This window comes from Variovorax sp. P1_H2 (genome assembly GCF_056405295.1).
In genome coordinates this window covers 23,048-36,644 of record NZ_JBFUCJ010000076.1, presented here as the reverse complement: position 1 = coordinate 36,644, position 13,597 = coordinate 23,048, and the positions used below count along the sequence as shown (strand labels likewise).

General features: G+C 66.7%; 14 protein-coding genes. 9 read left to right on the top strand and 5 right to left on the bottom strand.

Translation table 11 applies throughout. The features are described 5' to 3' along the window. Positions 1 to 191: 191 nt before the first annotated feature. A complete protein-coding gene (locus AC1D2E_RS23200) occupies positions 192 to 1,316 on the bottom strand; it encodes an ABC transporter substrate-binding protein (protein ID WP_478199581.1) in 1,125 nt (374 codons plus the stop codon). A 73-nt stretch (positions 1,317 to 1,389) separates the two neighbouring features. Between AC1D2E_RS23200 and AC1D2E_RS23195 the strand changes: the two genes are divergently transcribed. Together AC1D2E_RS23195 and AC1D2E_RS23190 are read left to right on the top strand one after the other, a co-directional pair. After that, positions 1,390 to 3,450 (top strand): molybdopterin-containing oxidoreductase family protein, encoded by a 2,061-nt coding sequence (locus tag AC1D2E_RS23195; protein ID WP_478199580.1) that lies wholly within the window; start codon positions 1,390 to 1,392, stop codon positions 3,448 to 3,450. Then, positions 3,447 to 4,559: an aminopeptidase gene (locus AC1D2E_RS23190; protein WP_478199579.1), complete on the top strand. Its 1,113-nt coding sequence runs from the start codon at positions 3,447 to 3,449 to the stop codon at positions 4,557 to 4,559. The genes AC1D2E_RS23195 and AC1D2E_RS23190 overlap by 4 nt, the downstream gene beginning before the upstream one ends. A gap of 132 nt (positions 4,560 to 4,691) precedes the next feature. On the opposite strand, the gene AC1D2E_RS23185 is transcribed toward AC1D2E_RS23190, so the two are convergent. From AC1D2E_RS23185 to AC1D2E_RS23170, 4 genes are all read right to left on the bottom strand, one after another. Beyond that, positions 4,692 to 4,946 carry an acyl-CoA-binding protein gene (locus AC1D2E_RS23185; protein WP_478199578.1) on the bottom strand — a complete coding sequence of 85 codons (255 nt, stop codon included), beginning with the start codon at positions 4,944 to 4,946 and terminating at the stop codon, positions 4,692 to 4,694. Positions 4,947 to 5,007: 61 nt separating this feature from the next. Next, entirely contained in the window at positions 5,008 to 5,832 is an 825-nt protein-coding gene (locus AC1D2E_RS23180) for a hypothetical protein (RefSeq protein WP_478199577.1), read from the bottom strand. A 15-nt stretch (positions 5,833 to 5,847) separates the two neighbouring features. Continuing rightward, on the bottom strand, positions 5,848 to 6,522 hold the full coding sequence (locus tag AC1D2E_RS23175; RefSeq protein ID WP_478199576.1) for a TetR/AcrR family transcriptional regulator: 675 nt from the start codon (positions 6,520 to 6,522) through the stop codon (positions 5,848 to 5,850). A 117-nt stretch (positions 6,523 to 6,639) separates the two neighbouring features. Continuing rightward, positions 6,640 to 7,125 (bottom strand): phasin family protein, encoded by a 486-nt coding sequence (locus AC1D2E_RS23170; protein WP_478199575.1) that lies wholly within the window; start codon positions 7,123 to 7,125, stop codon positions 6,640 to 6,642. Positions 7,126 to 7,285: 160 nt separating this feature from the next. On the opposite strand from AC1D2E_RS23170, the gene rfbB reads away from it, so the two are divergent. From rfbB to AC1D2E_RS23135, 7 genes are read left to right on the top strand one after another with little or no spacing between them, the layout of a single operon-like run. Beyond that, the gene (gene rfbB, locus AC1D2E_RS23165) at positions 7,286 to 8,365 is read left to right on the top strand and encodes a dTDP-glucose 4,6-dehydratase (RefSeq protein WP_478199574.1); all 1,080 of its coding nucleotides are present in this window, start codon (positions 7,286 to 7,288) and stop codon (positions 8,363 to 8,365) included. Then, the gene (rfbD, locus tag AC1D2E_RS23160; RefSeq protein WP_478199573.1) at positions 8,362 to 9,252 is read left to right on the top strand and encodes a dTDP-4-dehydrorhamnose reductase; all 891 of its coding nucleotides are present in this window, start codon (positions 8,362 to 8,364) and stop codon (positions 9,250 to 9,252) included. Before rfbB ends, rfbD begins: the two co-directional genes overlap by 4 nt. 20 nt (positions 9,253 to 9,272) lie before the next feature. Then, positions 9,273 to 10,160, top strand: a complete 888-nt coding sequence (gene rfbA / locus AC1D2E_RS23155; protein WP_478199572.1) for a glucose-1-phosphate thymidylyltransferase RfbA — start codon at positions 9,273 to 9,275, stop codon at positions 10,158 to 10,160. Continuing rightward, complete coding sequence (gene rfbC / locus AC1D2E_RS23150; protein ID WP_478199571.1) at positions 10,157 to 10,705, top strand: dTDP-4-dehydrorhamnose 3,5-epimerase; 549 nt, start codon at positions 10,157 to 10,159, stop codon at positions 10,703 to 10,705. Before rfbA ends, rfbC begins: the two co-directional genes overlap by 4 nt. Then, positions 10,702 to 11,787, top strand: coding sequence for a CDP-glucose 4,6-dehydratase (gene rfbG / locus AC1D2E_RS23145; RefSeq protein WP_478199570.1), 1,086 nt, complete (start codon positions 10,702 to 10,704; stop codon positions 11,785 to 11,787). The genes rfbC and rfbG overlap by 4 nt, the downstream gene beginning before the upstream one ends. Continuing rightward, positions 11,784 to 12,614 (top strand): NAD-dependent epimerase/dehydratase family protein, encoded by an 831-nt coding sequence (locus AC1D2E_RS23140; protein ID WP_478199569.1) that lies wholly within the window; start codon positions 11,784 to 11,786, stop codon positions 12,612 to 12,614. Before rfbG ends, AC1D2E_RS23140 begins: the two co-directional genes overlap by 4 nt. After that, positions 12,611 to 13,594, top strand: a complete 984-nt coding sequence (locus AC1D2E_RS23135; RefSeq protein ID WP_478170998.1) for a glycosyltransferase family 2 protein — start codon at positions 12,611 to 12,613, stop codon at positions 13,592 to 13,594. Before AC1D2E_RS23140 ends, AC1D2E_RS23135 begins: the two co-directional genes overlap by 4 nt. The last annotated feature ends 3 nt before the right edge of the window (positions 13,595 to 13,597 follow it).

Sequence of the window (13,597 nt, the reverse complement as noted above, 5' to 3'; positions counted from 1 at the left end):
AGCCGGTTCCGCGGTGTTTCACCAACGGGCCTGGCTGCGCCGGCCAAAGCAATCGGCGCTGTGGTTTTTCTACGGCTGCGCGCAGCGCGCCTGTTCGTGGGCAGTCGCGGAACCGGCTTCGCCGGGCCGCTGACTGCGCCCCCGGTAGGGGGTGGGAGGGCTACACGAAGTGAGCCCGACCTGGGGGCGAGCTACGTCCTTATCCGGCCGTCGCCGGTGATCATCGACAGCTCGACGAACTTCGAGGCCACGTGGTTGCGTGGCGAGAAGGACACCTCGAAGCCGCCGAACTGCTGACGGTCGATGCTTTCGAGGCCGGCGATCAGCCCCTCGCGCGTCGCCTTGCCCGGCGCTCGGCGCAGGCCTTCGACCAGCACCTTGGCGGCCAGGTAGCCCTCCAGGCTCGAGAAGTTGGCCTTGGTATTGCCGCCGCCCTTGCGCAGCGCGTCGTTGAACTCGCGCGTGATGCCGTTGGCCGCGTTGTAGGGCGAGGGCACGACCTGGGTCACGACCACGCCGGCACCGTCCTTGCCGAGCTCGTCCGACAGCGCCTGCGTGCCGACGAAGGAGACGTTGAAGAAGGTGCCGCCATAGCCCGCCTTGCGCGCTTCGCGGATGAAGGCCGCGCACGACTTGTAGGCACTGACCTGGACCACCGCGTCCGGCTTGGCCGCGGCGATGGTATTGACCGCGGCGGCCACGTCCACCGAGTTGCGTTCGACCGTCGCCAGCGCGGCCGGCTTCAGGTCGAGCTGGCCCAGCGCCAGCGTCACGCCATCGAGGCCGGCCCTGCCGTAGGCGTCGTTCTGATAGAAGACCGCGATCTTCTTGAGGCCGAGATGGGTGAGCTGCTTGACGATCAGCGCCGTCTCGTCGTTGTAGGAGGCGCGCAGGTGGAAGACGTTCTTCTGGAAGGGCTCGCGCAGCGCCATCGCACCGGTGAAAGGCGCGATGAACGGGATCTTGGCATTCACCGCCAGCGGCAGCGCCGCCAGGCTGGTCGGCGTGCCGATGTAGCCGAACAGCGCGAAGGCATCGTCGTCGATCAGCTTCTTCGTGTTGGCGGCGCAGCGATCGGGCTCGTAGCCGTCGTCCAGGAACTTGATCTGCACGGCGCGGTGGCCCGACTGCGCGTTGTATTGGTCGAGAAAGAGCTTGGCACCGTCATGGAACTGGATGCCCAGCTGGGCGGCCGGCCCGGTGAAGGGCGCCGACTGGCCCAGGATGATCGGCGACTCGCTCTGAGCCCGCGCGAAGTGGACGCCTCCCAGCGCCGCTGCGCCGGTGACGATCGAAAAGTGCCTGCGGTTGATCATCGTGAAAACCCCTTCGCGCGTGTTCGCTGTGTACAAACTAGACTCGCCGGTTGGTCTTCGCCCAGGTCGAATCATGACTTCCCCCACTCCCTCCCACGCCGTGACCCAGGTGCTCGGCGCCTGCCCGCACGACTGCCCCGACACCTGCGCCTTCGTGACCACCGTACAGGACGGCGTGGCCGTCAAGCTGCAGGGCAACCCCGCGCATCGACACACCGCCGGCGTGCTCTGCACCAAGGTCTCGCGCTACATCGAACGCAACGACCACGCCGAGCGCCTGGTCCAGCCCTTGAAGCGCTCGGGGCCCAAGGGCAGCGGCCGCTTCGAACCGGTGAGCTGGGACGCGGCGCTCGATGACATCGCGGCGCGACTAAATGTACTTAAAGGTAACAACGCCGAAAAGATTGTGCCCTACAGCTACGCGGGAACGATGGGTCTCGTGCAGGGCGAATCGATGGACCGTCGTTTTTTCCACAAGCTCGGCGCGTCGCTGCTGGACCGCACGATCTGCTCGACCGCTGGTGGTGAAGCCCTAAGTCTTACGCTGGGCGGCAAGGTGGGCATGCGGGTCGAGTTTTTCGCCGAGGCCAGGCTGATCCTGATCTGGGGCAGCAACTCGATCGCGAGCAACCTGCACTTCTGGCGCCACGCCCAGGCCGCCAAGCGCGCCGGCGCGCGGCTGGTGTGCATCGACCCGCGCAAGACCGAGACCGCCGACAAGTGCGACGAGCACGTGGCGCTGCTGCCCGGCACCGATGCCGCGCTGGCGCTGGCGCTGATGCACGAGCTGATCGTCCATGACTGGCTCGATCACGACTACATCGAGCGCCATACCGTCGGCTGGGACCCACTGCGCGCGCGCGCGCTCCAATGGCCGCCGGCCCGCGCGGCCGCGGTGTGCGGCGTGCCCGAGGCGCAGATCGTGGCGCTGGCGCAGGCCTACGGCACGACCAGGCCGGCCGCGATCCGGCTCAACTACGGCATGCAGCGCGTGCGCGGTGGCGGCAACGCGGCGCGCGCCGTGGCCTGCCTGCCGGCGCTGGTCGGCGCCTGGCGGGAGCGCGCAGGCGGCCTGCTGCTGAGCAGCTCGGGCCTTTTCCCCGTCGACCGCGCGGCCTTGCAGCGGCCCGACCTGCTGGCGGGGCGCCGCCCGCGCACCATCAACATGAGCGCGATCGGCGACGCGCTGGCCGACACCGCGAATCCGATCGAGGCCCTGATCGTCTACAACAGCAATCCGGTGGCGGTGGCACCCGAATCGGGCAAGGTGGTGGCGGGCTTCGCGCGCGAAGACCTGTTCACTGTGGTGCTCGAGCAGTTCCAGACCGACACCGCCGACTATGCCGACTACGTGTTGCCGGCCACCACGCAGCTCGAGCATTGGGACATCCACGCCAGCTACGGCCACACCGACATCCTGTTGAACCGGCCGGCCATCGCGCCGCGCGGCCAGGCCCGCAGCAACACCTGGGTGTTTCGCGAACTGGCGCGGCGCATGGGCTTCGACGAGCCCTGCTTCAGCGACGACGACGAGACGATCTGCCGCAGCGCCTTCGCCGCCGACGTGGTCGATTTCGGCGCGCTGCAGGCGCAGGGCTTCGCGACGCTGAAGCTGCCCGATGCGCCTTTTGCCGAAGGCAACTTCCCGACGCCCTCCGGGCGCTGCGAATTCTTCAGCGAGCGGCTGGCGGCGATGGGCCAGGACGGCCTGCCAGACCACCTGCCCAACTACGAGCCGGCCGGCAGTTCGACCGCCTTCCCCCTGGCCATGATCTCGCCGCCGGCGCGCAACTTCCTCAACTCCACCTTCGTCAACGTGCGCAGCCTGCGCGCGATCGAGGGCGAGCCGCTGCTCGAGATCCACGAGGCCGACGCGGCGGCGCGCGGCATTGCCGACGGCGCCACGGTGCGCATCTTCAACCAGCGTGGCGAGCACCGCTGCCGCGCCGAGATCTCGCGCCGTGCCCGGCCGGGCGTGGTGCACGGCCTGGGCATCTGGTGGCGCAAGCTCGGCCTGGACGGCACCAACGTCAACCAGCTCACCAGCCAGCGGCTGACGGACATCGGTCGCGGGCCGACCTTCTACGACTGCCTGGTCGAGGTCGAAGCCGTCACCGAACCGGTCGCGTCATGAGGCCGGGCCGGCGCGGTGCGGCGGCGCTGGCGGTGCTCGCGGCCGCCGCGCTGCTGGCGGGCTGCGCCGACCTCGGCTACTACTGGCAATCGGCCAGCGGCCACCTGGGCCTCATGCGGGCGGCCCGCCCGGTGCCGGAATGGCTGGAAGACCCAGCGACCTCCGAGGCGCTCAAGGCCAAGCTGGCGCTCACCCAGCGCATCCGCCAGTTCGCGGTGGCCGAACTCGGCCTGCCCGACAACGCCAGCTACAAGTCGTATGCCGACCTGCACCGCAGTGCCGCGATCTGGAACGTGGTGGCCGCGCCGCCGCATTCGCTCACGCTCAAGACCTGGTGCTTTCCGGTCGCCGGCTGCGTCGGCTACCGCGGCTACTACGACGAGGCGGCCGCCAGCGCCGAGGCCGCCGCCCAGCAAGGGCAGGGCCTGGAAACCGCGGTCTACCCGGTGCCGGCGTACTCGACCCTGGGCTGGATGAACTGGGCCGGCGGCGATCCGCTGCTGTCGACCTTCATCGGCTATCCGGAGGGCGAACTGGCGCGCCTGGTGTTCCACGAACTCGCGCACCAGGTGCTGTACGTGCCCGACGACACCATGTTCAACGAGTCCTTCGCCACGGCCGTGGAGCGCATCGGCGGCGCGCGCTGGCTGCAGACCCGGGCGAGCGAGGCGGCCCGGCTCGACTACGCGCAATTCGATGCCCGGCGCCAGCAGTTCCGGGCGCAGACGGCCGACACGCGGCGCGCACTGGACGCGGTCTACAACTCGGCCGAAGCCAAGGCGCAGGACTGGCCTGCAGTCGATGCCAGGAAGGCCGCCGTGATGGCCGACTTCCGTCAGCGCTATGCGCTGCTGCGTGCCGGCTGGACCGGCCCGCGCCAAGGCGCCTACGACGGTTGGGTGGCGCGCGCCAACAACGCGATGTTCGGCGCCCAGGCCGCCTACGACGAACTGGTGCCGGGCTTCGAGGCCCTGTTCGAGCGTGAAGGCGAGGACTGGCCGCGTTTCTACGCGGCGGTCAAGCGGCTGGCGGAGTTGCCGAAATCGGAGCGCCGGCAAACGTTGAAATCACCGGCCCCAACCGCTTCACCGCTTGCAGCGAATCGTTGACCGGATGGACCCCGGCCGGGGCAGCCAGGCCCGTTGGTGAAACACCGCGGAACCGGCTTCGCCGGGCCGCCGGTGTTGCCCCCGGTCGGGGGTGGGCGGGCTACACGCAGTGAGCCCAACCTGGGGGCGAGCCTATTTCAACGATTCGATCAGGTCGACGTACTGCTGCTTCGCCTCGTCGGCGCCGAGGCCCTTGCGCGCGGTCCAGGCATCCCACTTGGCGCGGGCCACGATGTCGCTGAAGCTGGGCTTCTTTTCGGCGTTGTCGCCGGCCGTGGCCTGCTTGAACAGGCCGTAGATCTTGAGCAGGGTGGGGTTGTCGGGGCGCTCCGCGAGCAGCTTGGAATTGGCTTGGGCGGATTCGAACAGGGCGTTCAGGTCGTACATGAAGGACGGATGCGTGAAGAGAACAAAGCGTCATCTTAAGTGACGGCATCGTTGAGATAAGTCAATCGCTCATCCCGGCTCGCGCCAGTTCGACATCGAGCCGCTCCCGGGCGTCGGCCGGTTCGAGGTGGGCCGCCTTTTCGTAGAGCCGGGTGGCCTCGGCCAGGCGCGAATCGCCGTGCAGCATCAGCAGGCCGCGGGCGTATTCGATCAGCGCGCTGGCCGAATGGGGGTTGAGCTGGAGCCCGCGCTCGAACAGCGCCACCGCGGTGTCGGCCCGCGCCCCGTAGGTCATGCGCGCCACCAGCGAGCCGACCTTGTCGATCACCTCGGCGTGAAAGGCGGCCAGTGCGATGTGGGCATCGGCATGGTGCGGCCGCAGCTCGATCACGTGCTCGAGCGCGGCCTTGACCTTGGTCCCCAGGCCCTGCGCCAGGGCCCGAGCCACGCTGATGCCCTGGCTGTAGCGCCCCAGCGCATAGGCCTGCCAATAGAGCGCCTGGCAGTTGTCGGGGTCGGCCGCGATTTGTGCGGTGGCGCGTTCGGCCACCTGCTTGAACAACGCCAGCCGCACGGATTCCCGCGGCTCGAGGTAGTTGGCGTAGATGGCGGTCGCCTGGTTGGCGAGCGCGAGGCCGTTGGGGGCGTGCGCCAGGCCAAGCGCCGCGGCCGCTTCGAATTCACCGCTGTGATAGAGCGCCCAGCCCTCGGCCAGCGGGCCCTGCGCGGGCGGCGGGAGGCCCTGGCCGGCATGCAGCCGCTCCCAATGCCGATGCAGGTCGCAGGCGCTGAAGCGAGGCCCGTCGCGGTAGGGAAGCCGGGTCCATTGCCCCGCGGCTTCCGTATCTCCGGGCGACAGCAGCGAGAGCGGTTCGGGTGGATTCATTCGAAGGATGAAATTTCAGGCCGTCGCGGATTGATCTTCGCCAGCATACGCGCTGCTGAGGGTCAGCAGATGCCGGCGCTGCTCGACGGCCAGATAGGGCGCCAGCAGGTGCAGCGTGTGATGGGCGCCGCGCATCAGGGCGCCCTGGGCATGCCCGGGCTCCAGCGCCTCGCGCGGGTTGCGCACGTATTCGTAGCTGAGCCAGTAGGTCAGCACCACCACCATGCTCTGCGCCAGCGTGTCGACCTCGCGCGCATCGATGTCCAGGTGGCCGGCATGGCCCAGGCCGGCGATCAGGGCGCGGATGGCGCGGGCCTTGTTCTTGAGCACCATCTGGAACTGGGCCTCGAGGTGCCGGTTCTTGCTCAGCAGGTCGTTCAGGTCGCGGTAGAGGAAGCGATAGCGCCAGATCAGCTCGAACAGGCTGTGCATGAAGAACCAGGCGTCCTCGACGTCGTGCACGCCTTCGCTGGCATGCAGCAGTTCGAGCAGCTCGGTCTCGTAGCCTTGGTAGAGCCGGTTGATCAGCTCGTCCTTGGCGGGGTAGTGGTAGTAGAGGTTGCCGGGGCTGATGTTGAGCTCGCCGGCGATCAGCGTGGTCGAGACGTTCGGCTCCCCGAACCGGTTGAACAGCTCAAGTGCGGCTTCGAGGATGCGTTGCGCAGTGCGGCGTGGCGCTTTCTTGGCCATGTCGTAGCCCCGGTGTGTCTCGTGGGGACCACTCTAGCGCAAGTTCGCCGGCGCGGGGGAGGGGGCGGCGCCCGCCGACGGCGGCGCCGGGACGCGCCGCTTCGGATCAGGAGGGCGTCAACCGCCGCCGCCTGCCGGATGCCGCCGCGAAGGCTTGGTGGCATCCGGGGTCTTGCGCGCCGCGGTCTTGCGTGCTGCGGCGGCCGGGGGCGCGGCCGCGCTGCTGCGGCGCTTCAGTTGCGCTTCGAGCGCTTCCACCCGGGCCTGCAATGCCGCGACTTCCTGGGCCGACGGCACCCCGAGCTTCGCCAGGGCGCGTGCGACGCGCTCTTCGAAGATGTTCTCCAGCTTGCCCCAGCCGCCTGCGGCCTTGCTGCCGAACTCGCTGGCGAAGCCGGCCATTCGCGCCTGCGCCTGGGCCAGCGTTTCTTCGGCGGCCTGCTGGGTCTTCTTCTGCACGCCCGCGCCGTCCTTCACGAGCGCCTCGAAGGCCTTGCTGCCTTCCTGCTGCATCTTGGCGAAGGCACCGAGGCCGGCCAGCCAGATCTGCTGGGCGGAATCCTTGATGCGGTCTGCGGGTTTGTCGTCGTCTTCGGTCGGCATGGGGGTTCCTTGAGGTTGCACCGAGACTCTAGCCCGGGTTGCCGCTTCGAGGTTAGAGCCTAAGTTCTATCTGCGAATTGACACATTCCCCGGATGGGATAATCCGCGGTTCGAGCGCCGGTAGGCGACATTTGACATTCGACAACAAAGAGGGACCCCCATGATCCTGGTAACCGGGGGCGCCGGCTTCATCGGCGCCAATTTCGTTCTCGACTGGGTTGCCCAAGGCGACGAAGCCGTGGTCAACCTGGACAAGCTGACCTACGCAGGCAACCTCGAGACGCTGGCGTCCCTCAAGGGCAATCCGAGGCATGTCTTCGTGCAGGGCGACATCGGCGACAGCGCCCAGGTCGACCGGCTGCTGGCCGAGCACAAGCCGCGTGCCGTGGTCAACTTCGCTGCCGAGTCGCACGTCGACCGTTCGATCCATGGCCCGGAAGACTTCGTCCAGACCAACGTGCTCGGCACCTTCCGGCTGCTCGAGTCGGTCCGGGGCTACTGGGGTGCCCTGCCTGCGGAGCAGAAATCGGCCTTTCGCTTCCTGCACGTCTCGACCGACGAGGTCTACGGTTCGCTCTCGGCCACCGACCCGGCCTTCACCGAAGAGAACAAGTACGAGCCCAACAGCCCCTACTCGGCCAGCAAGGCCGCCAGCGACCATCTGGTGCGCGCCTGGCACCACACCTATGGCCTGCCGGTGCTGACGACCAACTGCTCGAACAACTACGGCCCCTTCCATTTCCCGGAGAAGCTGATCCCGCTGATGATCGTCAACGCGCTGGCAGGCAAGGCGCTGCCGGTGTACGGCGACGGCATGCAGGTGCGCGACTGGCTCTACGTCAAGGACCATTGCAGCGCGATCCGCCGTGTGCTCGAAGCCGGCCGTCTCGGCGAGACCTACAACGTCGGCGGCTGGAACGAGAAGCCCAACATCGAGATCGTCAACACGGTCTGCGCGCTGCTCGACGGGCTGCGCCCGCGCGCCGACGGCAAGAGCTACCGCGAGCAGATCAGCTACGTCACCGACCGCCCCGGCCATGACCGCCGCTACGCGATCGATGCGCGCAAGCTTGAGCGCGAGCTCGGCTGGAAGCCGGCCGAGACCTTCGACACCGGCATCCGCAAGACCGTCGAGTGGTACCTGGCCAACGGCGAGTGGGTGGCCAACGTGCAGAGCGGGGCCTACCGCGAATGGGTGCAGAAGCAGTACGACGCTGCGCCCGCAAAGGCGGCGGCATGAAGCTGCTGCTGCTCGGCAAGGGCGGGCAGGTGGGCTGGGAGTTGCAGCGCAGCCTGGCGCCGCTGGGCGAGCTGGTGGCGCTGCATCACGACAGCACCGATCTGCATGCCGACTTCAGCCGGCCCGAACAACTGGCCGAGACGGTGCTGAAGGTGCGGCCGGACGTGATCGTCAATTCCGCCGCCCACACAGCCGTCGACAAGGCCGAAAGCGAGCCCGAGCTCGCCCGCAAGCTCAACGCGACGTCGCCGGGCGTGGTCGCGCGGGCCGCGCAGCAGATCGGCGCGCTGATGGTCCACTATTCGACCGACTATGTCTTCGACGGCAGCGGCAGCAAGCCCTGGCGGGAAGACGACCCGACGGGGCCGCTCAGCGTGTATGGCCGCACCAAGCTCGAAGGCGAGCAGTTGGTGGCGCAGCACTGTGCCCGGCACCTGATCTTTCGCACCAGCTGGGTCTACGCGGCACGTGGCGGCAATTTCGCCAAGACCATGCTGCGGCTGGCGAAGGAGCGCGACCGGCTCACGGTGATCGACGACCAGTTCGGCGCGCCGACAGGCGCCGAGCTGCTGGCCGATGTCACGGCGCACGCGATCCGCGACACGCTGCGCGATCCTGGCAAAGCGGGCCTGTATCACGTCGTGGCCGGCGGCGAGACGACGTGGCACGGCTATGCGCGCTTCGTACTCGCGCAGGCGGCGCAGGCGGGCGTCGAACTCAAGGCGACGCCGGCGTCGGTCGATCCCGTCCCGACGACTGCCTTTCCGACACCGGCGACGCGGCCGCGCAACTCCCGGTTGAACACCGCCAAGCTTCAATCGACCTTCGGCTTGAGCCTGCCGGACTGGCAAGCCGGTGTCGCGCGCATGCTGCGCGAAACGCTCTGACCACGCACAAAGAAGAACACATGACGCAACGCAAAGGCATCATCCTGGCCGGCGGCTCCGGCACCCGTCTCCATCCGGCCACCCTGGCGATGAGCAAGCAGCTCCTGCCCGTCTATGACAAGCCGATGATCTATTACCCGTTGAGCACGCTGATGCTCGGCGGCATGCGCGACATCCTGATCATCAGCACGCCGCAGGACACGCCGCGCTTCCAGCAGTTGCTGGGCGACGGCAGCCAGTGGGGCATCAACCTGCAATACGCCGTGCAACCGAGCCCCGATGGCCTGGCGCAGGCCTTCATCATCGGCGACAAGTTCGTCGGCAACGCGCCGAGCGCGCTGGTGCTGGGCGACAACATCTTCTACGGGCATGACCTCGTCCACCTGCTGGCGGATGCCGATGCGAAGGACGCGGGCGCGACGGTGTTCGCCTATCACGTGCATGACCCGGAGCGCTACGGCGTGGTGGCGTTCGATGCGAAGGGGAAGGCGAGCAGCATCGAGGAAAAGCCTGCCAAGCCCAAGAGCAGCTATGCGGTCACCGGGCTTTATTTCTACGACAACCAGGTGGTCGATATTGCCAAGGCAGTCAAGCCGAGCGGGCGCGGGGAGCTCGAGATCACTGCGGTCAATCAGGCCTATCTGGACCTCCATCAACTGAATGTCCAGATCATGCAGCGCGGCTACGCCTGGCTCGATACCGGCACGCATGAAAGCCTGCTGGAAGCCGGCCAGTTCATCGCGACGCTCGAACATCGGCAGGGGCTCAAGATCGCTTGCCCGGAAGAGATCGCATGGCGCCACGGCTTCATCGACCGCGAGCAACTCGCCCGGCTGGCCGCGCCGCTGGAGAAGAGCGGCTACGGCAAGTACCTGAACCACCTTTTGATGGACGAGGTACGTTCGTGAAACTCACGCCGACTGCAATTCCAGAAGTGCTCATCATCGAACCCAAGGTGTTCGGGGATGTCCGGGGCTTCTTTTTCGAGAGCTTCAATCAGAAGGCTTTTGACGAGGCGATCGGCAAACACGTCGACTTCGTGCAGGACAATCATTCAAGGTCGGCCAGGGGTGTACTGCGCGGCCTGCATTACCAGATTCAACAGCCGCAAGGGAAGTTGGTCCGCGTCGTGCGCGGCGCCGTTTTCGATGTCGCAGTTGATATCCGCAAGTCTTCGCCGACGTTCGGCAAATGGGTTGGTGTTGAACTCAACGAAGAGAACCACAAGCAGCTGTGGGTGCCTGTAGGGTTTGCACACGCGTTCCTTGTCTTGAGCGAGACGGCGGATTTTTTGTACAAGACGACCGACTACTATGCTCCGGCACATGAGCGGGCGATCCGATGGGACGACCAGCGCCTCGACATCCAGTGGCCGGATACCGGTGTGGCGCCCCAGCTGTCGGCGAAAGACCAGCAGGCTTCGACGCTGGATGACGCGGAACTGTTCGAATGACGATGGTGAAGGATTTCGAAGCGGCGCTCAAGGGCCGCAAAGTCTTCGTTACGGGCCATACCGGCTTCACCGGTGGATGGGCCTGCCTCTGGCTGCAATCGCTAGGTGCCAAAGTCGCGGGGTACTCGTTGCCCGCTGACACCACGCCATCCCTCTTCGCCGCAGCGGTCGTCGAAGCCGGGATGCACGCCAGCACGCTCGGTGATATTTGTGAGTACGAACCGCTTCTGGATGCAATGCGCAAGTTCGAGCCGGAACTCGTGCTGCACCTGGCCGCGCAGCCGCTCGTGCGGCGCTCTTACCGCGAGCCGCTCTGGACTTTCCAGGTCAACGCGCAGGGCACGGCCCACGTGCTAGAAGCGGCGCGCAGCATAGGCAGCGTGCGCGGCGTGGTCTGCGTGACCACAGACAAGGTCTACCGCAACAACGAATGGCCGTGGCCGTATCGCGAGAACGACCCGCTCGGTGGCAAGGATCCCTACAGCGCCTCGAAGGCGGCAGCCGAGATGGTGATCCAGAGCTATGCGGCGTCCTATCCTTTCGCCGAGGGCAAGGGGCCGGCCATCGCGACCGCGCGTGGCGGCAACATCGTCGGAGGCGGGGATTGGTCGGAAGACCGACTCATTCCCGATTTCGTGCGCAGCGTGGTCAACGGCACCCAGCTCACGCTGCGCTATCCCGAAGCCACGCGACCCTGGCAGCACGTCCTGGCTCTCGTGCACGGCTATCTGCTGCTGATGGCGAAGCTGCTGGGCCCGCGGCCTCAGGATTTCGCGCGCGCATGGAACCTCGGGCCGCAGGAGCTCAAGCACTACCCCGTTCGCGAGGTCCTCGAACTCATGAGCAGCGAGTGGCAACGCCCGGAACTGGAGTTCATGGACAACCCGCTGCCGGAAGCTGGCGCACTCGCGCTCGACAGTTCGCTGGCGCGCAACCTGCTCGGCTGGCAGCCCGCCTGGGATACGCAACGGGTGATCCAAGAGACGGCGGCCTGGTATCGCAACTACTACGCGGCGCCCGACACCGCGAAAGCGTTCACGCTCGGGCAGATCGACGCCTGGCGCAAGGACATCGCCGCATGATCTACGTGATAGGTGGGCGCGGCAGGCTCGGGCGCGCAATCTGCGCATCGCGCCCGCAGGACGAGATCATGGCGCTGGACCGCGAGGTCTATAAGAACTGGTGGCAAGTCGACGCAGGCGCATCGATCGGCCGCTTCTTCGAGACCGCAGCGCCCGGGTCGGTGGTGCTGGTCGTGGCCGGCCTGTTGGATCCGGCGTTGCCCCGTGCCGAGCACCTGCGTGTCAACGTCGAACTACCCACCCGCGTCATCGAAGGCGCCTGCGCCGCGGGGCTGCGCGTGGTGACCTTCGGCACGGTGATGGAGCGGCTGCTCGAGCACCCCAATGCTTACATTGCCACGAAGGCCGAATTGGGTCGTCTCGCGGCAGAACGCGCCGCGGCGGGTGACGCCGTCATGCACCTGCAACTTCATACGCTCTACGGCGGCGGCGAGCCCGCACCCTTCATGTTCCTCGGCCAGCTCTGCAGCGCGCTCCGCGAACGGCGCCCATTCGAGATGTCCCCGGGCCGCCAACTGCGCGAATACCACCATGTGGATGATGACGTGGCCGCGATACATGCCGTGCTCGCAGCCGGCACGAACGGCGTCACGGCGTTGAGTCACGGCGAACCCTGCACGCTGCGCGAATTGGCAACGCGTGTCTTCACTTCGATGGAACGTGCCGACCTCCTGCGCATCGGCGCGCGCCCCGAGCCGCTCGACGACAACTACGCGACCGTGCTGCAGCGCCCGCCTGCGATCAGACAAGTCCAATTCCGTCCGACGCTGCAGGGCGTGACGGCCTACGTACAGGCCGTGCTGGCTGATTCACCAGACCAAGAATGAACGACGACTCCACGCAGGTGCCTACGCGCCGACCGCTTGTTTCGATCGCGATCCCGGTCCTCAACGAGGCCGGCAATATCGACATGCTCTATACGCGGCTCGCGGCCCTGGCCGATCGCATGGGGGACCGCTGCGACATCGAATTCGTCTTCACCGACAACCACTCGGACGACGAAACCTGGCCAATGCTGGTCAAGCTCGCTGCTGCCGACCCGCGCGTGCGTGCGATGCGCTTCTCGCGCAACTTCGGCTTCCAGAGTTCGATCCTCGCCAACTATCTTCATGCGCGGGGCGACGCGGTCATGCAGATCGATGCCGACCTGCAGGATCCGCCGGAGATGCTGGAGCAGTTCTTCGCGCTGTGGCAGCAGGGCTTTCATGTGGTCTACGGCATCCGGCGCAAGCGGCCCGAAGGTTGGATGCTCAACCTGATCCGCAAGTGCGGCTACTGGGTGATCGACAAGGTCAGCGAGCATCCGATTCCGCGCGACGTCGGCGACTTCCGGCTGGTCGATCGTGCGGTGATCGAGGCCATCGCCAGGTTCCGCACGGCCAACCCCTACCTGCGCGGCATGATCGCCGGCCTCGGTTTCAACCAGACCGGCATCGTCTATGACCGCGACGCGAGGACCGCAGGCGAGAGCAAGTTCGACGTGAGGCGGCTGATGCGGCTCGGGCTGACCGCGGTATTCAATCATTCGACGGTGCCTCTTCGCATGGCATCTTTCCTGGGCATTGTGATCTTGGCGGGCAGCCTGATCGGCGCCTTGTACTACGTGACCCTGCGTTTGCTTCAACCTGATCTTCCGCGTGGTTTTGTGAGCATCCAAGTGATGGTGTTGTTCGGCATCGGGCTCAATGCGTTTCTGTTGGGCATCATTGGTGAATACATCTTGCGGATATACCGTGTACTCCGATCCGACCCGATCGCCATTGTCGAGCGCAGCCTCAACATGCGACCGGACGAACTTAAGCTCTAGTTG

Excerpts from the sequence above, each read along its gene's own strand:
- rfbA (WP_478199572.1), top strand. The coding sequence starts at position 9,273 with ATGACGCAACGCAAAGGCATCATCCTGGCCGGCGGCTCCGGCACCCGT.
- AC1D2E_RS23135 (WP_478170998.1), top strand. The coding sequence starts at position 12,611 with ATGAACGACGACTCCACGCAGGTGCCTACGCGCCGACCGCTTGTTTCG.
- rfbG (WP_478199570.1), top strand. The coding sequence starts at position 10,702 with ATGACGATGGTGAAGGATTTCGAAGCGGCGCTCAAGGGCCGCAAAGTC.
- AC1D2E_RS23140 (WP_478199569.1), top strand. The coding sequence starts at position 11,784 with ATGATCTACGTGATAGGTGGGCGCGGCAGGCTCGGGCGCGCAATCTGC.
- rfbD (WP_478199573.1), top strand. The coding sequence starts at position 8,362 with ATGAAGCTGCTGCTGCTCGGCAAGGGCGGGCAGGTGGGCTGGGAGTTG.
- rfbB (WP_478199574.1), top strand. The coding sequence starts at position 7,286 with ATGATCCTGGTAACCGGGGGCGCCGGCTTCATCGGCGCCAATTTCGTT.
- AC1D2E_RS23170 (WP_478199575.1), bottom strand. The coding sequence starts at position 7,125 with ATGCCGACCGAAGACGACGACAAACCCGCAGACCGCATCAAGGATTCC.
- AC1D2E_RS23190 (WP_478199579.1), top strand. The coding sequence starts at position 3,447 with ATGAGGCCGGGCCGGCGCGGTGCGGCGGCGCTGGCGGTGCTCGCGGCC.
- AC1D2E_RS23180 (WP_478199577.1), bottom strand. The coding sequence starts at position 5,832 with ATGAATCCACCCGAACCGCTCTCGCTGCTGTCGCCCGGAGATACGGAA.
- AC1D2E_RS23185 (WP_478199578.1), bottom strand. The coding sequence starts at position 4,946 with ATGTACGACCTGAACGCCCTGTTCGAATCCGCCCAAGCCAATTCCAAG.
- AC1D2E_RS23195 (WP_478199580.1), top strand. The coding sequence starts at position 1,390 with ATGACTTCCCCCACTCCCTCCCACGCCGTGACCCAGGTGCTCGGCGCC.
- AC1D2E_RS23175 (WP_478199576.1), bottom strand. The coding sequence starts at position 6,522 with ATGGCCAAGAAAGCGCCACGCCGCACTGCGCAACGCATCCTCGAAGCC.
- AC1D2E_RS23200 (WP_478199581.1), bottom strand. The coding sequence starts at position 1,316 with ATGATCAACCGCAGGCACTTTTCGATCGTCACCGGCGCAGCGGCGCTG.